General features: G+C 70.2%; 18 protein-coding genes, 1 pseudogene and 1 riboswitch. Of the genes and pseudogenes, 13 read left to right on the forward strand and 6 right to left on the reverse strand.

Annotated features, from left to right (window positions below):
- Nucleotides 1-31 precede the first annotated feature (31 nt).
- The 10 genes and pseudogenes from ACZ7OY_RS26435 (at nucleotide 32) to ACZ7OY_RS26480 (ending at nucleotide 10,903) form a co-directional block, all read left to right on the forward strand.
- Nucleotides 32-847, forward strand: a complete 816-nt coding sequence (locus tag ACZ7OY_RS26435) for an SOS response-associated peptidase (protein ID WP_384728910.1) — start codon at nucleotides 32-34, stop codon at nucleotides 845-847.
- Nucleotide 848: 1 nt separating this feature from the next.
- On the forward strand, nucleotides 849-1,517 hold the full coding sequence (locus ACZ7OY_RS26440) for an alpha/beta hydrolase family protein (RefSeq protein WP_471913653.1): 669 nt from the start codon (nucleotides 849-851) through the stop codon (nucleotides 1,515-1,517).
- 310 nt (nucleotides 1,518-1,827) lie between these two features.
- Nucleotides 1,828-2,511: an RNA polymerase sigma factor SigR gene (sigR, locus tag ACZ7OY_RS26445; protein ID WP_351609883.1), complete on the forward strand. Its 684-nt coding sequence runs from the start codon at nucleotides 1,828-1,830 to the stop codon at nucleotides 2,509-2,511.
- The gene (gene rsrA, locus ACZ7OY_RS26450; RefSeq protein WP_384728906.1) at nucleotides 2,508-2,819 is read left to right on the forward strand and encodes a mycothiol system anti-sigma-R factor; all 312 of its coding nucleotides are present in this window, start codon (nucleotides 2,508-2,510) and stop codon (nucleotides 2,817-2,819) included. Before sigR ends, rsrA begins: the two co-directional genes overlap by 4 nt.
- Nucleotides 2,820-2,982: 163 nt before the next feature.
- Nucleotides 2,983-4,287: pseudogene (locus ACZ7OY_RS26455) on the forward strand (HD-GYP domain-containing protein); the annotation flags it as partial.
- Between the two features lie 713 nt (nucleotides 4,288-5,000).
- Nucleotides 5,001-6,251 carry an HD-GYP domain-containing protein gene (locus ACZ7OY_RS26460; RefSeq protein WP_471913654.1) on the forward strand — a complete coding sequence of 417 codons (1,251 nt, stop codon included), beginning with the start codon at nucleotides 5,001-5,003 and terminating at the stop codon, nucleotides 6,249-6,251.
- Nucleotides 6,252-6,361: 110 nt separating this feature from the next.
- On the forward strand, nucleotides 6,362-7,342 hold the full coding sequence (locus ACZ7OY_RS26465; protein WP_351609846.1) for a tetratricopeptide repeat protein: 981 nt from the start codon (nucleotides 6,362-6,364) through the stop codon (nucleotides 7,340-7,342).
- Nucleotides 7,343-7,416: 74 nt separating this feature from the next.
- Nucleotides 7,417-8,067, forward strand: coding sequence for a peptide deformylase (gene def, locus ACZ7OY_RS26470; RefSeq protein ID WP_384728901.1), 651 nt, complete (start codon nucleotides 7,417-7,419; stop codon nucleotides 8,065-8,067).
- Between the two features lie 365 nt (nucleotides 8,068-8,432).
- Complete coding sequence (gene cyc1, locus ACZ7OY_RS26475; RefSeq protein ID WP_471913655.1) at nucleotides 8,433-9,536, forward strand: epi-isozizaene synthase; 1,104 nt, start codon at nucleotides 8,433-8,435, stop codon at nucleotides 9,534-9,536.
- On the forward strand, nucleotides 9,533-10,903 hold the full coding sequence (locus tag ACZ7OY_RS26480) for a bifunctional albaflavenone monooxygenase/terpene synthase (protein WP_471913656.1): 1,371 nt from the start codon (nucleotides 9,533-9,535) through the stop codon (nucleotides 10,901-10,903). The genes cyc1 and ACZ7OY_RS26480 overlap by 4 nt, the downstream gene beginning before the upstream one ends.
- A gap of 86 nt (nucleotides 10,904-10,989) precedes the next feature.
- Here the strand turns inward: ACZ7OY_RS26480 and ACZ7OY_RS26485 are convergent, their stop codons facing one another.
- From ACZ7OY_RS26485 to ACZ7OY_RS26510, 6 genes are all read right to left on the reverse strand, one after another.
- Nucleotides 10,990-11,955, reverse strand: coding sequence for a GlxA family transcriptional regulator (locus ACZ7OY_RS26485; RefSeq protein WP_471913657.1), 966 nt, complete (start codon nucleotides 11,953-11,955; stop codon nucleotides 10,990-10,992).
- Between the two features lie 223 nt (nucleotides 11,956-12,178).
- Nucleotides 12,179-13,195 carry a ribonucleotide-diphosphate reductase subunit beta gene (locus ACZ7OY_RS26490; RefSeq protein WP_471913658.1) on the reverse strand — a complete coding sequence of 339 codons (1,017 nt, stop codon included), beginning with the start codon at nucleotides 13,193-13,195 and terminating at the stop codon, nucleotides 12,179-12,181.
- Nucleotides 13,195-15,561, reverse strand: a complete 2,367-nt coding sequence (locus tag ACZ7OY_RS26495; protein ID WP_471913659.1) for a ribonucleoside-diphosphate reductase subunit alpha — start codon at nucleotides 15,559-15,561, stop codon at nucleotides 13,195-13,197. Before ACZ7OY_RS26495 ends, ACZ7OY_RS26490 begins: the two co-directional genes overlap by 1 nt.
- A gap of 122 nt (nucleotides 15,562-15,683) precedes the next feature.
- Nucleotides 15,684-15,827, reverse strand: a riboswitch (cobalamin riboswitch).
- 300 nt (nucleotides 15,828-16,127) lie between these two features.
- Nucleotides 16,128-17,738: a monocarboxylate uptake permease MctP gene (gene mctP, locus ACZ7OY_RS26500; protein WP_471913660.1), complete on the reverse strand. Its 1,611-nt coding sequence runs from the start codon at nucleotides 17,736-17,738 to the stop codon at nucleotides 16,128-16,130.
- Nucleotides 17,735-18,010, reverse strand: a complete 276-nt coding sequence (locus ACZ7OY_RS26505) for a DUF3311 domain-containing protein (protein ID WP_471913661.1) — start codon at nucleotides 18,008-18,010, stop codon at nucleotides 17,735-17,737. The genes mctP and ACZ7OY_RS26505 overlap by 4 nt, the downstream gene beginning before the upstream one ends.
- Nucleotides 18,011-18,245: 235 nt before the next feature.
- Nucleotides 18,246-19,010, reverse strand: coding sequence for a GntR family transcriptional regulator (locus ACZ7OY_RS26510; protein WP_351620394.1), 765 nt, complete (start codon nucleotides 19,008-19,010; stop codon nucleotides 18,246-18,248).
- Between the two features lie 424 nt (nucleotides 19,011-19,434).
- Between ACZ7OY_RS26510 and ACZ7OY_RS26515 the strand changes: the two genes are divergently transcribed.
- From ACZ7OY_RS26515 to ACZ7OY_RS26525, 3 genes are all read left to right on the forward strand, one after another.
- On the forward strand, nucleotides 19,435-20,709 hold the full coding sequence (locus tag ACZ7OY_RS26515) for an extracellular solute-binding protein (RefSeq protein ID WP_471913662.1): 1,275 nt from the start codon (nucleotides 19,435-19,437) through the stop codon (nucleotides 20,707-20,709).
- 79 nt (nucleotides 20,710-20,788) lie between these two features.
- On the forward strand, nucleotides 20,789-21,784 hold the full coding sequence (locus ACZ7OY_RS26520; RefSeq protein ID WP_351620400.1) for a carbohydrate ABC transporter permease: 996 nt from the start codon (nucleotides 20,789-20,791) through the stop codon (nucleotides 21,782-21,784).
- Nucleotides 21,781-22,611, forward strand: a complete 831-nt coding sequence (locus ACZ7OY_RS26525) for a carbohydrate ABC transporter permease (RefSeq protein ID WP_471913663.1) — start codon at nucleotides 21,781-21,783, stop codon at nucleotides 22,609-22,611. The genes ACZ7OY_RS26520 and ACZ7OY_RS26525 overlap by 4 nt, the downstream gene beginning before the upstream one ends.
- The last annotated feature ends 4 nt before the right edge of the window (nucleotides 22,612-22,615 follow it).

The raw sequence follows: 22,615 nt of genomic DNA on the forward strand, positions 1-22,615 counted from the left end.
TCGCGGCGCGGAATCTGGCAGTGTTGCACGTATGTGCGGACGGTATGCAGCCAGTCGTGGGCCCGAGGATCTCGCAGCAACCTTTGAGGTCGAGCAGTGGGATCCGGAAGAGACGCTGGCGCCCGACTACAACGTGGCCCCGACCAAGGAGGTCTACGTCGTCCTCGACCGCCCTGTGAAGGACGCGGACAGCCCGAGGCCGGTTCGCCAGCTGCGCAAGCTCAGATGGGGACTCGTCCCGTCCTGGGCCAAGACGCCCGAGGGCGCGGCCCGGATGATCAACGCCCGCGCCGAGACCGTGCACGAGAAGCCCTCCTACCGCCGCGCCTTCGCCGCCCGGCGCTGTGTCGTCCCCGCCGACGGCTACTACGAGTGGGTCACCGGCACCCAGGAGCGGGACCTGGAGGTCGAGGGGAAGAAGAAGCGGCCGCGCAAGCAGCCGTACTTCGTGACGCCGGCGGACGGATCGGTCTTCGCGATGGCGGGACTGTACGAGTTCTGGCGGGACCGGACGCTGCCGGACGATCACCCGCTGGCCTGGTGGGTGACCTGCTCGGTCATCACGACCGAGGCGGAGACCGCGCCGCTCGCGGCCGCCCCTGCCGAGGGCCCGCGCACGCTGGCCGACATCCACCCCCGCATGCCCCTGATGCTCACCCCCGATCGCTGGGACACCTGGCTCGACCCGTCCCGCACGGACCCCGACGAACTGCGTGACCTGCTCGCGCCGCCGCCGACCGGGCTGATGCGCGCCTACCCCGTCTCCACCGCGGTCAGCAACGTCCGCAACAACGGAGCGGAGCTGCTGAAGGAGCTGGAGGGGCCCGAGGAGGGCACACTCTTCTGACGTGACGAAGATCAGCGACGTGAGCGAGACCAGCGTGAGCGAGACCGTCGATACCGTCGAGACCGATGCCGGTACCGCCCGGGTCACCTGGCACCGGGCGGCAGACGCGCGGCTCGTCCTCGCCGTGAGCCACGGCGCGGGCGGCGGGGTCGACGCCCGGGATCTGAGGGCGCTCGCCGCGGTGCTGCCCGCGCACGGGGTGAGCGTGGCGCTGGTCGAGCAGCCCTGGCGGGTGGCCGGGAAGAAGGTCGCGCCCGCCCCGAAGACGCTGGACGTGGGCTGGCGCGGGATCTGGCCCGCGGTGGCGGAGCCGGGGCTGCCGGTGATCTCGGGCGGCCGCAGCGCGGGTGCCCGGGTGGCCTGCCGTACGGCCCTGGAACTGGGCGCCGCGGCCGTCCTGGCGCTCAGCTTCCCGCTGCACCCGCCGGGCCGGCCGGAGAAGTCCCGGGCCGGCGAACTGCTCGGGGCCGGGGTGCCCACCCTCGTCGTCCAGGGCGGGAACGACCCGTTCGGCAAGCCGGGCGAATTCCCCGAAGGGGGGTACGGGCTGGTCGAGGTTCCGTCGGGTGATCACGGCTTCGCCGTGCCCAAGCGCGCGGACATCACGCAGGAGCAGGCCCTGGAGGTGATCACGGACGCGGTCGTGGCGTGGGTGGGCTCACTCGGGTGAGGGACGGGAATGTTGGGCGGCCCGTCACGGTTGACCCCGACATAAGTGCTGGTGCACCAGCGCCGATGTCGAAGGAGAGGAAGTCCGCCGCATGGGTTCGACCATCTGCCCGCTCGCCACGCGCCACCACCCCGTGGACGGGCTGCACCCGGCGGATTCCGATCCGGGCCGCGGCAGCCGCGCCGACCTCGACTGGACGGTGCTGCACGCGGCCAAGATCGCTCCTATTCGAGCGGCGGCGGGCACGTCTCGTCGTCTATCCTCCGATTCGAGTGGGATCGGTTTCGATCCCGCCCGGGAACTTGAGGAGGTGGGTCCGGTCACTGGGACCGACGCAGGGACCGACAACGGCCAGGCGGAGCAGCCCGAGGGCCAGGGCATGAGCACGGAGTCCGCCACGGAGCGCACGGCGCGCTTCGAGCGCGACGCGCTCGAATTCCTCGACCAGATGTATTCGGCCGCCCTGCGCATGACGCGCAACCCGGCCGACGCCGAGGACCTGGTGCAGGAGACGTACGCCAAGGCGTACGCGTCCTTCCACCAGTTCCGTGAGGGCACCAACCTCAAGGCGTGGCTGTACCGCATCCTCACGAACACGTTCATCAACTCGTACCGCAAGAAGCAGCGCGAACCGCAGCGCAGCGCGGCCGAGGAGATCGAGGACTGGCAGCTCGCGCGCGCCGAGTCGCACATGTCGACCGGTCTGCGCTCCGCCGAGTCGCAGGCGCTCGACCACCTGCCCGACTCGGACGTGAAGGAAGCGCTGCAGGCGATCCCCGAGGAGTTCCGCATCGCCGTCTATCTCGCGGATGTAGAGGGCTTTGCGTACAAGGAGATCGCGGACATCATGGGGACACCCATCGGTACGGTGATGTCCCGGCTGCACCGGGGCCGCCGTCAACTGCGCGGCATGCTCGAGGACTACGCCCGTGAACGCGGACTGGTCCCGGCGGGCGCCGGAGAGTCGAACGAAGCGAAAGGTTCGGGCTCATGAGCTGCGGAGAGCCGCACGAGACGGACTGCAGTGAGGTACTCGACCATCTGTACGAGTTCCTCGACAGCGAGATGCCCGAACTCGACCGTGACAAGTTCCAGCACCACTTCGAGGAATGCTCGCCGTGCTTGGAGAAGTACGGTCTGGAGCAGGCCGTGAAGAAGCTGGTCAAGCGGTGCTGCGGGCATGACGACGTGCCCAGCGACCTGCGGGCCAAGGTCATGGGGCGACTGGATCTGATCCGGTCCGGGCAGGCCGTGCCCGAGCATGACGTGACCGCCGCTCCGGTCACCCCGCAGGAGTCCTGAACCACCGCGCGCCCTGCCGGTGATCCGGCCCGCTTTCACTCGAACGTGCTAATCCTGAGCACTTTCGCCCGCAGACCCGCCCCCGGCCGCCCTAGGCTCCGGAGCCTGGACAGGCATGGTCATGGCCAAAAACGGTCGTGGCCGGGGGAGGGGCGGGGGCGTCATGGAGGCGGCGGTACCGGCGCGGGCACGTGCGTACGTGGTCTGTACCGCTCTCGGCGCCGGGCTCTGTCTTCAGCCGCTGCCACCCGCACCCTCCGCCCGCTGGGCCGTCGTCCTGCTCTCCGCGCTGTACGCGGTGGGTGAGCGGATCGCCCGTCGGCGCCTCGCCGGAACGTTCCACCCCCTGCTGCTCGCCGGGGCCTTCCTGCTGCCCCCGTCGGCCGCGGCACTCGTCGCGCTGCCGGGGGCACTGCTGTCCGAGGCCGACCGGCCCGTGCTGCTGCGGCGCGTCTGGCGGGCCGCCCAGCTGACGCTCGGGGTGTGGGCCGCGGCCCGGGTGCACCGGGCGTTCGGCGGGCGCGAGGCGGTGGCGGCGGCCGACTTCCCCCGCGTGCTGCTGCCTGCCGGCGCGGCCGTCCTGGTCTTCTGCCTGGTGCTCGGCGCGCTCGACGGGGGGATCCTGGTGCTGGCCGAGCGCGTCTCGGTCCGCCGGGCCTGGCGCGGACCGTTTCCGCGCTCGCTGGCACCGGCCGCCGTGCACGGGCTGGCCGGACTGATGATGGCGGTCCTGTGGCGCAGCCCGTACGGCCCGGTCGCCGCGCTGCTCGTGCTGCTGCCGATGTGCGTGTCGGGGTGGGTGTTCGCCCAGTACCACCGGGAACGGGCCGCCCATCAGGCGACCATCCGGGCCCTCGTGCAGGCCGTCGACATCAAGGACGCGTACACCCGCGGCCACAGCGAGCGGGTCGGGCAGGCGTCGATGATGATCGCCCACGAGCTGGGCATGGACGACGAGCGGGCCGAGGTGCTGCGCTTCGCCGGGATCCTGCACGACGTGGGCAAGCTGGGGGTGCCCACCAGGCTGCTGCGCAAGGACGGGCCGCTCACGCCCGAGGAGCGGCGGGTGATCGAGCTGCATCCCGAGTACGGGCACGAGATGGTGCGCGGCATCGGCTTCCTGGGGGAGGCCCGGTCGGCGATCCTGCACCACCATGAACGGCTGGACGGGAGCGGATACCCGTACGGGCTGGTCGGCGGCCAGATCCCGGAGTTCGCCCGGGTCGTGGCGGTCGCCGACGCGTTCGACGCCATGACGTCCACCCGGTCCTACCGCCGGGCCCGGCCGGTGCCGGCGGCACTGGAGGAACTGCGGCGCTGCGCGGGGACCCAGTTCGACCCGGCGATGGTCGGGGCGCTGGTGCGTGCGCTGGAACGCCGGGGATGGCATCCGACGGTGACGGCGGACGAGACGCCCGCCTCCGGGCTTCGGCCGTCCGGCCCGGGGACCCGGTCACCCGCCCCCGGGAACGGGACGCTCGCCGACCCAGCGCCCCAGACACCCTCCGTGTCACCTACCTCCCCCACGCCTTCGGCGTCCCCTATGGCCCCGGCGCCCCTCGCGTCCCAGGCGCCCTCTGTGTCTCAGGCACCTTCTGTGCCTTCGGCGTCCCCCATCGCGCAGGTGCCCCTCGCATCCCAAGCACCCCTCGCGTCCCAAGCACCCCTCGCGCCCCATGCACTCCCCGCACTCCAGGCGTCCTCAGTGCCTCAGGCGGCCCCTGCGCTCCAGGTGTCCTCAGCGTCCTCGGCACCCCAGGCGGTCCCTGCGCCCCACGTAGCCTCCGTGCCCCATGCACCCCCCGCGCCCCAGGAGCCTTCCGTGTCCCAGGCGCCCCCTATGCCGTCCGCGCCCCCCATGCCTCCCGCTTCCCCCGCGCCCCAGGTCTCCCACGCACCCGAGGCTGCTCCCGCGCCCCAGGTCTCCCACGCGCCCGAGGCTGCTCCCGCGCCCCAGGTCTCCCACGCACCCAAGGCTGCTCCCGCCCAGGCACCCCCCGCCCCCCACCACCCCGGAGCGCACCGGTGACCGCGTCCGGGGGTGCCCGGCACCGGCCTGCGCGCGGGCACCGGCCCCGGCCCGGCCGCCGGCCGCGATTCCTCCGCCGGCACCGGCACCGCGCCGACCCCCACCCCACGCGCCGTCACCAGCACGCGCCCCGCCTCCGGGCCCTCGGCCTCATGCACGCCTGTGCCGCCGTTCTCGCCGCGCTCTGCCTGGCGGTCACCCTCTGGCGAGGCATCGACGACCGCGGGGCCGCCCTCGCCTTCGGGCTCCTCGTCGCCGTGGGGGAGCTGACCCGGTGGAGCGGGCCGGAGGGCAGAGAGGCCGCACCGCTGGCCGCCGCCGGAGCACTGTCGTACGCCCTGCTCGGACCGGAGGCGGGGCACCTCGCCCTGCCTCCGGCGCTCGGCCCCGCTCCGACCATGGACACCGCCGTCGACGTCGCGCGGATCGTCGCCGTGGTCTTCGCCGCGTCCCTGCTGGGCAGCGTGCCGCACCTCGCCCGCGGGCCGGGTCCGGCACTCGACCAGCTGGCGCGCCGGGTGCTGACCGTCGGATTCGCCGCCGTGTGCTTCCAACCCCTCTACGGCAGCGGGGTCTTCACGGACCGGCCCGGCTGCTTCTACGTACTGCTGCTGGTCGCGCTGCTCGCGCTCACCGCGCTGTGCGACGCGGTGCTCGCGGCCGCGGCGGCACGCTCGCGCACCGGCTGGCCGTTCGGGCCGCTGCTGCGGGACGAGCTGCGGGCCCTGCTCGGCATCGGCTCGGCGGTGTGCGCGACCGGGGTGGTGATCGCGCTCGCGGTCGCCGTGGCGGGACTGTGGGCGCTGCCCGTGTTCTGCCTGCCCCTGCTGCTCGCCCAGGTGTCCCTGCGCCGGTACGCGGCCGTACGCGCCACCTACCGGCAGACCATCGCCTCCCTCGCCCGCGCCACCGAGATAGCCGGCTGCACCCCCGCCGGGCACGCACGGCGCGTCGCCGCGCTCAGCCGGGCCGTCGGGCGGGACCTGGGACTGTCGGAGGCCGAACTGGACGTACTGGAGTACGCGGCCCTCATGCACGACATCGGACAGCTGAGCCTGGTGGACCCGGTTCCGGCGGGGGCCACCGCCGTGCTGCCCGCCGCCGAGCAGCGGCGGATCGCGCTGCTCGGCGGGGCCGTCGTGCGGCAGACGGGGGTCGACGGAGCCGTCGCGGTGGTGGTGGAGCGGCAGGCCGACCCCTACCGGGAGCAGCCGCAGGCGGCCCGGATCGTGCGGGCCGTGAACGCGTACGAGGAGAAGGCGCGCGACGCGGGGCCCGGCGGTCCGCTCACGGCGCTGGAGGAACTGCGGCTCGGCACGGCCGGGGAGTACGCGCCCGAGGTCGTCGAGGCACTGGCGCGAGTCCTGTCACGGGGCTGTCTGACCTTGCCCTCCATGGGGTAACCCATGGGTAATGAGCGCCTCTCCAGCCCTACGTGGTTGGATGCGAGGGAGAGGGTGTCCGGGGGCACTAGCCAGCCCACCCCACGGAACTGGACCGGCAGGCGGGAATCGTGAGGATCTTCGGAAAGGGACGGCACCGGCCCTCCGCCTCCTGGCGGCAGGCCACCGATCGCGCGTTCACGCTGATCGGCGACGGCCGGTACGAGGACGCGGGCGCCCTGCTGACGCGGGCCGCCGATCTGGAGCCGTGGCTGTCCGAGTCCTGGTTCAACCTCGCCCTGCTGCACAAGTTCCGGCACGACTGGGAACAGGCCCGCACCGCCGGCCTCAGGGCCGTCGCCCTGCTGGAGCGGGAGACGGGCGCTCCGGACTGGTGGAACGTCGGCATCGCCGCCACCGCCCTCCAGGACTGGCCGCTGGCCCGCCGGGCCTGGCAGGCCTACGGCTTGCAGGTGCCCGGGGGCGCCACCGCGGCCGGGGAGCCCGTCGGCATGGAGCTGGGGAGCGCGGCCGTACGGCTGTCGCCCGAGGGCGAGGCCGAGGTGGTGTGGGGGCGCAGGCTGGACCCCGCCCGGATCGAGGTGCTGTCCATCCCGCTGCCGTCCTCCGGGCGGCGCTGGGGCGAGGTCGTACTGCACGACGGGGTGCCGCACGGGGAGCGGACCACGTCGGCCGGGCACTCCTATCCGGTCTTCGACGAGATCGAGTTGTGGGCGCCGTCGCCGGTGCCGACCTGGGTGGTCCTGCTGGAGGCGGCGACCGAGGCGGACCGGGACGCGCTGGAGCGGCTGGCGGCCGACGCCGGCTTCGCCGCGGAGGACTGGTCGTCGTCGGTCCGGCTGCTGTGCCGGATGTGCTCGGAGTCGCGGATGCCGTCCGACGAGGGCGACGGGGTGCACCTCGACCCGCACGACCACAGCGAACCCGGTCATCCCGGCCCGCTCGGCCACCGCACCGACGGACAGCTCTGGGCGCCCGAGCGGGAGTGCGGGGTGGCCGCGCCGGCCGCCCTGGTGCGCGGTCTGCTGGACGGCTGGGTCGCGGACAGCCCCGACTCGCGGGACTGGCGCGACCTGGAAGAGGTCTGCTGAACCCGCCCGGGACGGACGCCCCCTTAGGCTGTACCCGCAGAATTTTCAGGCTTGCAGGAAGGCGTACGTCGGTCATGGCGCAGCAGGACACCGATCAGCAGCACGCGGGCGTGCTCCCCGTGGACGACGAGGGCTTCGTCATCGACACCGAGGAGGCGGAGGAGCGCGAGAGCGCCTGGCGCGAGCGCGGCACCTCACGGCCGATCACCGTGGTCGGCAACCCGGTGCTGCACAAGGAGTGCAGGGACGTCACCGACTTCGGTGCCGAACTCCAGCAGCTGGTCGCGGACATGTTCGCCAGTCAGCGCACCGCCGAGGGCGTGGGCCTGGCGGCGAACCAGATCGGCGTCGACCAGAAGGTCTTCGTCTACGACTGCCCCGACGACGAGGGCGTCCGGCACGTCGGCGTGATCTGCAACCCCGTGCTCGTCGAGCTGCCCGCCGACCGGCGCCGTCTGGACGACAGCAACGAGGGCTGCCTGTCGGTGCCGACGGCGTACATGCCGCTCGCGCGCCCCGACTACGCCGAGGTGACCGGACAGGACGAGCTGGGCAACCCGGTCAGGGTGCGGGGCACCGGCTACTTCGCCCGGTGTCTCCAGCACGAGACCGACCACCTGTACGGCTACCTGTACATCGACCGTCTCTCCAAGCGCGACCGCAAGGACGCGCTGCGGCAGATGGCCGAGAGCGAGCCCCGCTACCCGGTGGTGGCCAACGACTGAGCCGGTCGACGGCTTCCGGACGCCTGGTCGGGTTCTTCCCGGCCAGGCGTCGTGCGTCTGCCCTCCGCCCGGCGACGCGACGCACCTGACGTCATGCACCTGACGCCGTACGCCGTACGCCTGACGCCGTATGCCTGACGCCATGCACCCCCTGACTCCGTACCCCTGACGCCGTACACCTATGGAGTGATCCAGAACTGGTCACGCGGGAGAGGATTCTCGGCAGGTTAGGTAATGGATTGGAGCAAATCCATTCCCAGACGGTCAGTCGTAGTGCTGAATGGTAAGTGCGGGGATACGCAACGGCGCACGCCCGGCACGACGGGAGGGGTGTTGCGCCCACCGGCGGCTGAGAGGGGTAGTTCGTGCCTGCTTTCCCATACAGCACAACCCAAGGCACCAAACAGGCATCCACGCCGAATGTGACCGTCGTCCCGCCCGCGCTCTGTCTTCCGATGGTCGAGGACGAGTTTCCCCGGCGACTTCATGAGTATTGGCCAAAGCTTCAGGAGCGGACGCGCGTCTGGCTGCTGGAAAAGCGGCTCATGTCGGCCGACAAGGTCTCGGAATATGCCGACGGTCTTTGCTATACCGATCTCATGGCGGGGTACTACCTGGGGGCTCCCGACGACGTCCTCCAGGCCATCGCCGACTACAGCGCGTGGTTCTTCGTCTGGGACGACCGCCATGATCGCGACATCGTGCACGACCGGCCGGCCGCCTGGCGGCGGCTGAGGTTCCGGTTACACGCGGCCGTGGACTCCCCCAGGGCCCATCTGGACCACGAGGATCCCCTGGTCGCGGGGTTCGCGGACAGTGTGGCCCGGCTGTACGCGTTCCTGTCCACCACCTGGAACACCCGGTTCGCCCGGCATTTCCACGAGGTGATCGAGGCGTACGACCGTGAATTCCGCAACCGCGCCCGCGGGATCGTCCCCACGGTCGACGACTATCTCGCACTGCGCCGCCTCACCTTCGCACACCGGATATGGACGGATCTGCTGGAGGCGAGTGCGGGGTGCGAACTCCCGGACTTTGTGCGAAGGAATTCGGCGTACCGGCGGGCGGCGCTGCTGAGCCAGGAATTCGCCGCCTGGTACAACGATCTCTGTTCCCTCCCGAAGGAAATCGCGGGAGAAGAGCTGCACAATCTCGGGATCAGTCTCATCACCCATGAGGAGCTGACTCTCGAAGAGGCGGTCGAGGATATCAGGCGACGCGTCGGGGAATGCGTATCCGAATTCCTTGCGGTCGAACAGGACGCCTTACGGTTCGCCGACGGACTCGCCGACGGCACGGTGCGGGGAAAAGAACTGAGCATCGCCGTGCGGGCCTGCCTCGCGAACATGCGGAACTGGTTCAGTTCCGTCTACTGGTTCCACCACGAGTCCGGCCGTTACATGGTCGACAGCTGGGACGACCGGTCCACGCCCCCGTACGTCAACAACGAAGCGGCAGGTGAGAAATGACCGTCGAGTCCGTGAAACCCGAGGGGATCCAGACGCCCGGGCTACGTGAGCCGCCCCTGGCGGGGGGCGGCGTTCCGCTCCTCGGCCACGGCTGGCGACTGGTGCGCGATCCACTGGCGTTCATGGCGCGGCTGCGCGACCACGGCGACGTCGTACGCCTGAAACTCGGACCGAAGACGGTGTACGCCGTCACCACCCCCGATCTCACCGGCGCGCTGGCGCTCAGCCCCGACTACAAGATCGACGGACCGCTGTGGGAGTCGCTGGAGGGCCTGCTCGGCAAGGAGGGCGTGGCCACCGCCAACGGCCCCCGGCACCGGCGCCAGCGGCGCACCATCCAGCCGGCCTTCCGGCTCGACGCGATCCCCGCCTACGGGCCGATCATGGAGGAGGAGGCGCACGCGCTGACCGTGCGCTGGGGGCCCGGTGACACCGTCGACGGCACCTCCGAGTCCTTCCGGATCGCCGTGCGGATCGCCGCCCGGTGCCTGCTGCGCGGCGACTTCATGGACGAGCGCGCCGAGCGGCTGTGCGTCGCGCTCGCGACCGTCTTCCGTGGGATGTACCGCCGGATGGTGGTCCCGCTCGGACCGCTCTACCGGCTGCCGATTCCGGCCAACCGCGATTTCAACCGAGCGCTGGCCGATCTGCATCTCCTCGTCGACGAGATCGTGGCCGAGCGCCGGGCATCCGGTCAAAAGCCGGACGATTTGCTGACGGCATTGCTGGAGGCGAAGGACGAGAATGGCGAGCCCATCGGGGAACAGGAGATCCACGATCAGGTCGTCGCGATCCTCACCCCGGGCAGCGAAACCGTCGCCTCCACGATCATGTGGTTGCTCCAGGTGCTCGCCGAACACCCCGAACACGCCGACAAGGTACGGGCGGAGGTCGAATCCCTGACCGGCGGTCGACCCGTCGGATTCGATGACGTCCGCAAACTCACGCACACCAACAATGTCGTCGTCGAGGCCATGCGGCTGCGTCCCGCCGTTTGGATTCTGACCCGGCGCGCGGTGACCGACACCGAACTCGGTGGCTATCGCATTCCGGCCGGTGCGGACATCGTCTACAGCCCCTACGCGATCCAGCGCGACGGCCGTTCCTACCGGGACAACCTGGAGTTCGACCCCGACCGCTGGCTGCCCGAGCGGGTCAAGGACGTGCCCAAGCACGCCATGAGCCCGTTCAGCGTGGGCAACCGCAAATGCCCGAGCGATCATTTCTCGATGGCGCAACTGACCCTGATCACGGCGGCGGTGGCGACGAAGTACCGCCTGGAGCAGGTGGCCGGTTCCGACGACACCACCCGGGTGGGCATCACACTGCGTCCGCACCGGCTGCTGCTGCGGCCGGTGGCGAGGTGACGGCAGTGAGGTGACGGCAGTGAGATGACGGCAGTGAGATGACGGTGGTGAGGTGACGGTGGCGGGGTGACGGCGGCCGGCCCTGGTCAGGCGGCCGCCGGGCCCCGGAACGTGCGCCGGTAGGCCTGGGGCGTGGTGCCCAGCGCCCGGACGAACTGGTGGCGCAGCGCCGCCGCGGTGCCGAACCCGGTGCGCCAGGCGATCGCGTCCATCGTCTCGTCCGTCGCCTCCAGCATCCCCTGGGCCAGCAGCACGCGCTGACGCAGGATCCAGCGGTACGGAGTGGTCCCGGTCTCCTGCTGGAAACGGCGGGCGAAGGTGCGCGGCGACATGTGGGCGCGGGCGGCGAGCTGGTCGACGGTGACCTCCTCGTCGAGGTGCTGCTCCATCCAGGTCAGCGTCTCGCCGACGGTGTCGCAGGCGCTGCGCGGCAGCGGCCGCTCGATGTACTGGGCCTGGCCGCCGTCCCGGTGCGGCGGCACCACCATCCGCCGGGCGATCCTGTTGGCGACCTCGGGCCCCTGCTCCTTGCGCACGATGTGCAGACAGGCGTCGATCCCGGCGGCGGTGCCCGCCGAGGTGATCACCGGGTCCTCGTCGACGTAGAGCACGTCCGGCTCGACGATCGCCCGCGGGTAGCGCCGGGAGAGCTCGGCCGTGTGCCGCCAGTGCGCGGCGCAGCGGCGCCCGTCCAGCAGCCCGGCGGCCCCGAGCACGAAGACCCCGGAGCACACGCTGAGCACCCGGGCGCCCCGGTCGACGGCCCGGCGCAGCGCCGCCAGCAGCTCGGGCGGGTACTCGCGCAGGATGTTGGCGTCGGAGGCGGGAACCGCGATCAGGTCGGCCTCCTCCAGCCGCTCAAGGCCGTGCTCGGTCGACACCGTGAACCCGGCGACATGGGTGCTGAGGGTCGGCCCCTCGGCCGAGGCGACGGCGTAGTCGTACCCCGGCAGCCCCTCGTCGCTGCGGTCGATGCCGAACACCTCGCAGACCACGCCGAGTTCGAAGGGGTGTGCGCCGTCGAGCAGAACGGTCACCACGTTCTTCAGCATGCCGTCAGTGTGCCGCACATCCCGCCCGGAAGGTGGCAGGAATTCGCAGTCGTGCGGCAGCCCTGCCACTGTCAGGAGTGTTCGCGGCGTACGACAGTTACCTCATGAACTCACTCACCGGATACGCCGCCCTCCTGGTCGCCCTCGTCCTCCTCGCCGGTCCGGCGCTCGCGTGGCTGCTGCGCGAGCGCCGGATCGACCGGGAGCTGAGGCCGCGGCCGGCTCAGAAGTCCTCGTCCAGGTCGACGGTGCCCTCCACCGCCACCTGGTACGCGGACGGACGCCGCTCGAAGAAGTTGGTCAGCTCCTGAACCCCCTGGAGCTCCATGAAGGAGAAGGGGTTCTCCGAGCCGTACACCGGGGCGAAGCCGAGCCGGCTCAGCCGCTGGTCGGCGACGCACTCCAGGTACTGCCGCATCGAGTCGGTGTTCATGCCCGGCAGGCCGTCACCGCACAGGTCGCGCGCGAACTGCAGCTCGGCCTCGACGGCCTCCCGGAGCATGTCGGTGACCTGCTGCCGGAGTTCGTCGTCGAAGAGCTCCGGCTCCTCCTTGCGGACGGTGTCGACCACGTCGAAGGCGAAGCTCATGTGCATCGTCTCGTCGCGGAACACCCAGTTGGTGCCGGTGGCCAGACCGTGCAGCAGACCCCGGCTGCGGAACCAGTAGACGTACGCGAAGGCGCCGTAGAAGAACAGGCCCTCGATGCACGCGGCGAAGCAGATGAGGTTGAGCAGGAAGCGGCGGCGGTCGGCCTGGGTCTCCAGCCGGTCCAGCTTCTCGACCTCGTTGATCCACTTGAAGCAGAACTCGGCCTTCTCGCGGATGGAGGGGATGCTCTCCACGGCGTCGAAGGCGGCCGCCCGGTCCTCGGGATCGGGGAGGTAGGTGTCCAGCAGCGTCAGATAGAACTGGACGTGCACGGCCTCCTCGAACAGCTGGCGCGACAGGTACAGGCGCGCCTCCGGGGAGTTGATGTGCTTGTAGAGGGTCAGCACCAGGTTGTTCGCCACGATCGAGTCGCCCGTCGCGAAGAACGCGACCAGACGGCCGATCAGATGCTGCTCGGCCGGGGTCATCTTCGCGAGGTCGGTCACGTCCGAGTGGAGGTCGACCTCCTCCACGGTCCAGGTGTTCTTGATCGCGTCCCGGTAGCGCTCGTAGAAGTCCGGGTAGCGCATCGGGCGCAGCGTCAGCTCGAAGCCCGGGTCGAGGAGGTTCTGGTTACGGGTGGAGCTCATTACTGGCAGGCCTCGCAGGACTCGGGGTTCTCAAGGGAGCAGGCGACGGCGTCGGGGTCGGCCGTCTGCTGGACGGGGATGGTGGCCTGCGCCTGGGCCTGGGCGGCCCGCGCGATCCGGGTCGCCGGACGCGAACGCAGGTAGTACGTCGTCTTCAGGCCCGCCTTCCAGGCGTACGCGTACATCGAGGAGAGCTTGCCGATGGTCGGCGTCTCCAGGAACAGGTTCAGGGACTGCGCCTGGTCCAGGTACGGGGTGCGGGCCGCGGCCATGTCGATCAGGCCGCGCTGCGGGATCTCCCACGCCGTGCGGTACAGCGCCCGCACGTCGGCCGGGATCCACGCGAAGTCCTGCACCGAGCCGCTGGAGTCGCGCAGCGCCTCCCGGGTGCGGGCGTCCCACACGCCGAGGTCCTTGAGGTCCTGCACCAGGTAGGAGTTGACCTGGAGGAACTCGCCGGACAGCGTCTCGCGCTTGAACAGGTTGGAGACCTGCGGCTCGATGCACTCGTACACGCCCGCGATGGACGCGATGGTGGCGGTCGGCGCGATCGCCAGGAGCAGCGAGTTGCGCATCCCCGTGGCGGCGATGCGTGCGCGCAGGGCGGCCCAGCGCTCCGGCCAGGTGAGCTCGACGTCGTAGTGGTCGGGGTGCAGGACGCCCCGGGCGGTACGGGTCTTCTCCCAGGCCGGCAGCGGGCCGTTGCGCTCGGCGAGGTCGGCGGAGGCCTCGTACGCGGCGAGCATGATGCGCTCGGCGAGACGGGTGGACAGCTGCCTGGCCTCCGGGGAGTCGAAGGGCAGGCGCAGCTTGAAGAAGACGTCCTGGAGGCCCATCGCGCCGAGGCCGACGGGACGCCACTTCGCGTTGGAACGGCCCGCCTGCTCGGTCGGGTAGAAGTTGATGTCGACCACGCGGTCGAGGAAGGTGACCGCGGTGCGGACGGTCTCGTCCAGCCGCTCCCAGTCGATGTCACCGTCGACCACGAAGGCGCCGAGGTTGACCGAGCCCAGGTTGCAGACCGCCGTCTCGCCGTCGTTCGTGACCTCCAGGATCTCCGTGCAGAGGTTGGAGGAGTGGACGACGTGCCCCGGCTCGGCCGTCTGGTTGGCGGTGCGGTTGGCGGCGTCCTTGAAGGTCATCCAGCCGTTGCCGGTCTGCGCGAGGGTGCGCATCATGCGGCCGTACAGATCGCGGGCGGGCATCGTCTTCCGCGCCAGGCCCGCCGCCTCCGCCGCGCGGTAGGCCGCGTCGAACTCCTCGCCCCACAGGTCGACCAGCTCGGGCACGTCGGAGGGGGAGAACAGGGACCACTGCGCGTCGGCGTTCACGCGGCGCATGAACTCGTCCGGGATCCAGTGCGCGAGGTTGAGGTTGTGGGTACGGCGGGCGTCCTCGCCGGTGTTGTCGCGCAGCTCCAGGAACTCCTCGATGTCGGAGTGCCAGGTCTCCAGGTAGACCGCGGCGGCGCCCTTGCGCCGGCCGCCCTGGTTCACCGCGGCGACCGAGGCGTCGAGGGTCTTCAGGAACGGGACGATGCCGTTGGAGTGCCCGTTGGTGCCGCGGATCAGCGAACCGCGCGAACGGATCCGGGAGTACGACAGACCGATGCCGCCCGCGTGCTTGGAGAGCCGGGCGACCTGGTGGTAGCGGTCGTAGAGGGAGTCCAGCTCGTCCAGCGGGGAGTCGAGGAGGTAGCAGGACGACATCTGGGGGTGCCGCGTACCGGAGTTGAAGAGCGTGGGGGAGGAGGGGAGGTAGTCCAGGCGGCTCATCAGCCGGTAGAGCGCGGCGACCTCGTCCACCGAGCGGACCGAGTCGTCCTCGGCGAGGCCGGCGGCGACCCGCAGCATGAAGTGCTGGGGCGTCTCGATCACCTGACGGGTGATCGGGTGCCGCAGCAGATAGCGGCTGTGCAGGGTGCGCAGACCGAAGTAGCCGAACCGGTCATCGCCCTCGGTGTCGACGAGCGCGTCGAGGCGGGCGGCGTGGATACGGGTGAACTCCGCCGTACGGTCGGCGATGAGCCCTTCCCGGTGCCCGACGGCGACGGACTCGGTGAACGTCGTCACGCCCTGCGAGGCGGCCTCCGCGGCGATGCTGATGGTCAGCAGCCGGGCGGCCAGCCGCGAGTAGGCGGGATCGTCGGAGATGAGCCCCGCGGCCGCCTCCGTGGCCAGCTCGCGCAGCTCCGTCTCGTCCGCCCGCGCGGACCGGCCGCGCAGCGCGGCGGCGGCGACCCGGCCGGGGTCGGCGTCGGGGAGGTCGGAGGTCAGCTCGGTCAGGGTCCGCAGCAGCGCGGCACCGGGACCGTCGGTCTCCCTGGCCGGGGTGGCTGAAGCCGGATCGGCTGGCGCGATGGTCACGTGGGACTCTCCCTCGCTCGGCAGGGGCCTTGCGGAGGGCAGGGGGCGGCACACGAGCGCACGGGGCGTCGCGTCCACCGGTCCATTCCGCGAGACCCGGACGTCAAGGCACCCGGACCGGACGGCCGGGCGCGCGGTCGGCAGGTCCTCGGACTGGACGCGTGGATGCCCGCCGTAGGGCGGACAAGCACGGGTACACCGTTGCGGGACAGTTCCGGATTCGCACCGGATTCCCCTGCGGCGACAGCGAGCACGAGCATACATCTTGTGCCGGGCTGCGGTGCCACCACCAGATGTTGTGTCATGTCGGCTTCGGAGCGTGTCAGTCGCTCTTCTCGCGGGCGGCGGGCGGGGGCCCGGACGGCGCCGCGGCCGGGCTCCCCGCAGGCGCCGGACGGGCTCGTGGCGGGGCATCCGCCCGGCCCCTGGCGGCGGGCGGCGAGGGACGCGAAGGGGCGGCGGGGCCCTGTCGCCCCGCCGCCCCTCGTCCCCGCCCGGTGAACCCGGCGCAGAGGTGGTTCGGCGTCCTGCGCCGGTGTCGGCGCGCCGAATCCGGTACGCCGGTGTCAGTGCGCCGATCCGGCCGTGGCCGGCGGCAGCTCCACCTCCACGCCCGGGTCGCCCGCGTCCGCCGTGTAGTCCTGCGGGCTGGTCTCGTCGACGCCCTCGGGAGCCTTGACGGCCTTCAGGACGAAGGTGAGGACCACCGTGACGGCCACGTTGAGCACGAACGCCGTCAGACCGATGTAGCCGATCTCGCCGATGCCGGGGATCTCCTTCGAGCTGCCGCCGAAGTGCTTCTGGGTCGGTGAGGCCACCCCGTACGCGGCGAGCGTGCCGTACACCATGCCCACGGCCCAGCCCGCCAGCAGCGCCCAGCGGTGGCACCAGCGGGTGAACAGGCCGCCGACCAGGGCCGGGAAGGTCTGCAGGATCCAGATGCCGCCGAGCAGCTGGAAGTTGATCGCGACCGTCTTGTCCATGGTGAGGACGAAGACCAGGGCACCCACCTTCACCAGCAGCGACACCACCTTGGAGACCTGGGTCTCCTGCTTCGGGGTCGCGTCGGGCTTGATGAAGTCCTTGTAGATGTTGCGGGTGAAGAGGTTCGCGGCCGCGATGGACATGATGGCCGCGGGGACCAGGGCGCCGATGCCGATGGCGGCGAACGCCACCCCCGCGAACCAGTCCGGGAACATGTTCTCGAAGAGCTGGGGGATCGCCAGCTGGCCGTTGGTCACCTTCACCCCGGCCGCGATCGCCATGAAGCCGAGCAGCGCGAGCAGGCCCAGCATCAGCGAGTACAGCGGGAGGATCGTGGTGTTGCGGCGGATCACGTCGCGACTGCGACTGGACAGCGTCGCCGTGATCGAGTGCGGGTACATGAACAGCGCGAGCGCCGAACCGAGCGCCAGGGTGGCGTACGTCCACTGGCCCGCCTCGGGGGGTACGAGCCCGCCCGCACCGGCCGCCGTGTACTTGTCGCCGGCCGCCTTGAAGATCTCGTCGAAGCCGCCCAGCTTGATCGGGATGTAGATGATGGCCACCGCGATCACGATGTAGATCAGGGTGTCCTTCACGAACGCGATCAGGGCGGGGGCGCGCAGCCCCGAGGAGTAGGTGTAGGCGGCCAGCACGGCGAACGCGATGAGCAGCGGGAGGTCCTTCACGAACCAGTTGCTGTTCTCGCCGCCGCCGACGCCCATCACGTCCAGCACGGCCTGGATGCCGACCAGCTGGAGCGCGATGTACGGCATGGTGGCCAGGATGCCGGTGACGGCCACGGCCAGCGACAGGCTCTTGGAGCCGAAGCGGCCGCGGACGAAGTCCGACGTGGTGACGTATCCGTGCTTGTGCGACACCGACCACAGCCGGGGCAGGAAGGTGAAGATCAGCGGATAGACCAGGATCGTGTACGGCACCGCGAAGAAGCCCGCGGCACCCGCGGCGTAGACCGCGGCCGGCACGGCGACGAAGGTGTACGCCGTGTACAGGTCGCCGCCGAGCAGGAACCAGGTGATCCAGGTGCCGAAGGAGCGGCCGCCCAGACCCCACTCGTCGAGGGTGTGCTCGTTGTCGGCCCTGCGCCAGCGCGCGGCCAGGAAGCCCAGGGCCGTGACGGCCAGGAAGAAGAAGACGAAGACGCCGAGCGCGACGCCGTTGACCCCGTCCTTCACTGCGACACACCTTCCTTCCGGGCGGCGCGGGCGGCGCGGGCGCGCTGGTCGCGCTGCCACAGCTGGTACGCGGTCATCGTCAGTGCCGTGGAGAGCAGCACCCACAGCATCTGGTACCAGTAGAAGAACGGGATCCCGATGAACGTCGGATCCGTCTTGGCGTAGGACCCGACCCACAGCATCGCCACGAAGGGCGCGACGAGGCACAGGCCGATGACGGCGCGCACGGGCGTCATCACCGGCTCTCGGGTCACTTCTGGGGCTTCTGACATCTGGCGTTCCGTCCCCTCGTAGATCGCCTATGACGCGCAGGCAATCTAGGTCACGGTGTCACGGGAACGGAACCCCTCGTTCGTACAACACGCGCACCATGGGGGCGCTTTGGGCGCACCTAGGCCCCGGGGCGGCGCGCCCCGGGGCCTAGGTGGATCCGATGCCCGGTCAGTCCCGCGGGCGTTTCGGCCGCGCGAGGAATCAGTCCTGCGGGCGTTTCGGCCGCGCGAGGAATCAGTCCTGCGGGCGCTTGAGCCGTGCGACGAACTTGTACCGGTCGCCCCGGTAGACCGACCGCACCCACTCCACCGGCCGGCCGTCCTTGTCCAGCGAGTGCCGGGACAGCATCAGCATCGGCAGGCCGACGTCGGTGCCGAGCAGGCCCGCCTCGCGCGGGGTGGCCAGCGAGGTCTCGATGGTCTCCTCGGCCTCCGCGAGGTGGACGTCGTAGACCTCGGCGAGGGCGGTGTAGAGGGAGGTGTACTTCACCAGCGACCTGCGCAGCGCAGGGAAGCGTTTGGCCGAAAGATGGGTGGTCTCGATGGCCATCGGCTCGGCGTTGGCCATGCGCAGCCGCTCGATGCGCAGCACACGGCCGCCCGCGGTGATGTCGAGCAGACCGGCGAGGGTGTCGTCGGCGGTGATGTACCCGATGTCCAGGAGCTGCGAGGTGGGTTCGAGGCCCTGGGCGCGCATGTCCTCGGTGTACGAGGTGAGTTGGAGCGCCTGCGAGACCTTCGGCTTGGCGACGAACGTGCCCTTGCCCTGGATGCGTTCGAGGCGGCCCTCGACGACGAGTTCCTGGAGCGCCTGGCGGACGGTGGTGCGCGAGGTGTCGAACTCGGCCGCCAGGGTCCGCTCGGGCGGGACCGGGGTGCCGGGCGACTGGGTCTCCGTCATGTCCAGCAGGTGCTTCTTCAGGCGGTAGTACTTGGGCACACGCGCGGTACGGACGGTCGCCCCACCCTCGTTCTCCGCACTGCTGACGTCGGTGCTCATGCTCCGCCTTCCCGGCTTCCGGTGCCGAAGCGACCGACATGTCCGTCGGCCACGGCTCACATCGTGGCACGGCTTCGTGTGCACGGTGTCCCCTGTGGGTGACCTCGCACGTTCCGTGATCCCCTCTGTATACCGTCGAGGCTCTGGTTGGTCTAGTCCAAGGTGCTGTCGTGGCGGGTGTGGTCCAGGGGAATGCGGGCGTCCGTTCTGGTGCCTTGCGAAATGAAAAGTCCCTGCATATCGCGGTCACGTAACGGACGACTCGACCCCGCTCGAACACCCTTGACAGCCCTATTGGTCTGGGCCAAGCTCCCGCTTACTGGTCTACACCATTGGTCCAGTCCCGGCCCCATGGGCGGTACGGCGCGTTGACGGTCACCGCGGGGAGGCAGGGGGGTTTGTGGCATCCCTGAGGAGGGTTGGCGTGAAGCGCAAGCTGGTAGCCGCGATCGGTATCGCGGGCATGATCTTCTCCGTCGCGGCGTGCGGGGGCAAGGACGACGACAAGGCCGCGAGCGGCGGCGGCAGCAACAAGGGCCAGACGCTCACCGTCTGGGTCATGGACGGCTCCGCTCCCGACCAGTGGCAGAAGGACGTGGCCGCCGCCTTCGAGAAGAAGACGCAGGCGAAGGTCAAGTTCGAGGTCCAGCAGTGGAACGGCATCCAGCAGAAGCTGACCACGGCGCTGTCCGAGGAGAACCCGCCGGACGTCTTCGAGATCGGCAACACCCAGACCCCCGCCTACGCCAAGACCGGCGGCCTGGCCGAGCTCGCCGACCTGAAGAGCTCCATCGGCACCGACTGGACCGCGGCGCTCAACAACTCCTCGGTCTTCGACAGCAAGCAGTACGCGGCGCCCTGGTACTTCGCCAACCGCGTCGTCATCTACAACAAGAAGGTCTGGGCCGACGCCGGCATCGACGAGCTCCCCAAGACGCGTGACGAGTTCTACGCCGACCTCAAGCAGATCGGTTCCAAGACCAAGGCCGAGCCGATCTACCTGCCGGGCCAGAACTGGTACCACTTCGTCGGCCTGACCATCGGCGAGGGCGCCGAGCTGGTCAAGAAGGACGGCGACAAGTACGTCTCCAACCTGGCCGACCCGAAGGTCGCCGCCGCCATGGAGACGTACAAGAAGTTCCAGGCGCTGTCCAAGGCTCCGAAGGACAAGGACGAGGCCACCCCGCAGCAGGGCGAGGTCTTCGGCAAGGGCAACGTCGGCGCCATCATCGGCATGGGCTGGGAGGCCGGCACCGCGATCAAGGCCAACCCGGCGATCGAGAAGCAGATCGGCTACTTCACCATCCCCGGTGCCACGGCCGGCAAGCCCGAGGGCGTCTTCCTCGGCGGTTCCAACCTCGCCGTCGCGGCCGGCAGCAAGAAGCAGGAGCTCGCCAAGGAGTTCCTGAAGATCGCGCTGTCCGACCAGTACGAGGGCGAACTGGCCAAGATCAACGGCGTCATCCCGAACAAGGAGTCGCTCCAGAGCAACCTGGCGGGCAACGCCGCCGCCGAGGCCGCCGCGCCGGCCGCCGCGGGCGGTGGCACCACGCCGCTGATCCCGGAGTGGGCCGCGGTCGAGAACGCGCCCAACCCGGTCAAGACCTTCATGACGGCCGTCCTGAACGGCAAGTCCCCGGCCGAGGCCGCCAAGCAGGTCGAGGGCGACTTCAACAAGCGCCTGGCGCAGCAGCAGTAACGCTTCGCAGGAGGCGGGGGCCGTCCTTCCGACGGCCCCCGCCCTGGCGTCGACCCGGTCGAGAGAAGAGATGGCGAGCATGACCGTGCAGACCGAACGGCCGCCCTCCGGTCCGGCGGACGTCCGCAAGTCGGACGACGGAGGACCCGGCAGGCCCCAACCACGAGGGGCCCGGCGCACCGGTGCGCTCGCCCCGTACCTCCTGCTGCTGCCGGCCTGCGCGGCCACCGTGCTGCTGCTCGGCTGGCCGCTGCTGAAGGACCTGCTGCTGTCGTTCCAGAACCTCAACATGGGACAGCTGATCCAGCATGTCACCGAGTGGAACGGCATCGACAACTACAAGGAAGCCCTCACCGGCGAGGACTTCTGGCGCGTCACCCTGCGCACCCTGCTGTTCACGGCGGTCAACGTCGTCCTGATCATGCTGCTGGGCACGCTGGTGGGCCTGCTGCTCGCCCGCCTCGGCAAGCGGATGCGGGTGACCCTGATGATCGGCCTGGTGCTGGCCTGGGCGATGCCCGTGGTCGCCGCGACCACCGTCTACCAGTGGCTGTTCGCCCAGCGCTTCGGTGTCGTCAACTGGGTGCTGGACAAGCTCGGCTGGCACTCCATGGCCGACTACAGCTGGACCAGCAGCCAGCTGTCGACCTTCTTCGTGGTCACCCTGCTGATCGTCTGGCAGTCCATACCGTTCGTCGCGATCAACCTCTACGCGGCCACCACCACCATCCCCGGCGAGCTGTACGAGGCGGCGGCCCTGGACGGCGCGGGCGTGTGGAAGAGCTTCACCACGGTCACCCTGCCGTTCCTGCGGCCGTTCCTCTACGCGACCACGTTCCTGGAGATCATCTGGGTCTTCAAGGCGTTCGTGCAGGTCTTCACCATCAACGGCGGCGGCCCCGACCGGCTCACCGAGACCCTTCCCGTCTACGCCTACATCGAGGGCGTCGGCAACCAGCACTACGGCATGGGCGCGGCGATCGCCGTCCTGACCATCCTGATCCTGCTCTGCGTCACCGCCTACTACCTGCGGATCGTGCTCAAGCAGGACGAAGAAGAGGGGGCCGAGCTGTGAAGCGCTCGCTCATCGGCCGCATCTGGCCCAACGTCACGGCCGCCGTCCTGTTCGTCGGCTTCGTCTTCCCCGTGTACTGGATGTTCGCCACGGCCTTCAAGCCGACCGGTGACATCATCGCGGAGGACCCGGTCTGGTTCCCGACCGACGTCACGTTCGAGCATTTCCAGAAGGCGACCGGCGTCGACCACTTCTGGACGTATGTCGGCAACTCCCTGGTCGTCACGGTCCTCGCGGTGGTGTTCTCGCTGATCATCGCACTCGTCGCGGCCTTCGCGCTGGCGCGGATGCGGTTCCGCGGGCGGCGCGGCTTCGTCGTCGGCTTCATGCTGGCGCAGATGGCCCCCTGGGAGGTCATGGTCATCGCGATGTACATGATCGTGCGCGACGCGTCGATGCTGAACAGCCTCGTCCCGCTGACGGTCTTCTACATGATGATGATCCTGCCGTTCACCGTCCTGACGCTGCGCGGCTTCGTCGCCGCGGTGCCCAGGGAGCTGGAGGAGGCGGCCATGGTCGACGGCTGCACCCGCGGCCAGGCCTTCCGCCGGGTCATCCTGCCGCTGCTCGCGCCGGGCCTGATGTCCACCTCGCTGTTCGGCTTCATCACCGCATGGAACGAGTTCCCGCTGGTCCTGGTCCTCAACAAGGAGGCCGAGTCCCAGACGCTCCCGCTGTGGCTGTCCAGCTTCCAGACCGCCTTCGGCGACGACTGGGGCGCCACCATGGCCGCGTCCTCGCTCTTCGCCGTCCCGATCCTGATCCTCTTCGTCTTCCTCCAGCGCAGGGCCGTCAGCGGCCTGACCGCCGGAGCCGTGAAGGGATAACCCC

It is taken from the genome of Streptomyces sp. NPDC107559, from assembly GCF_055657365.1.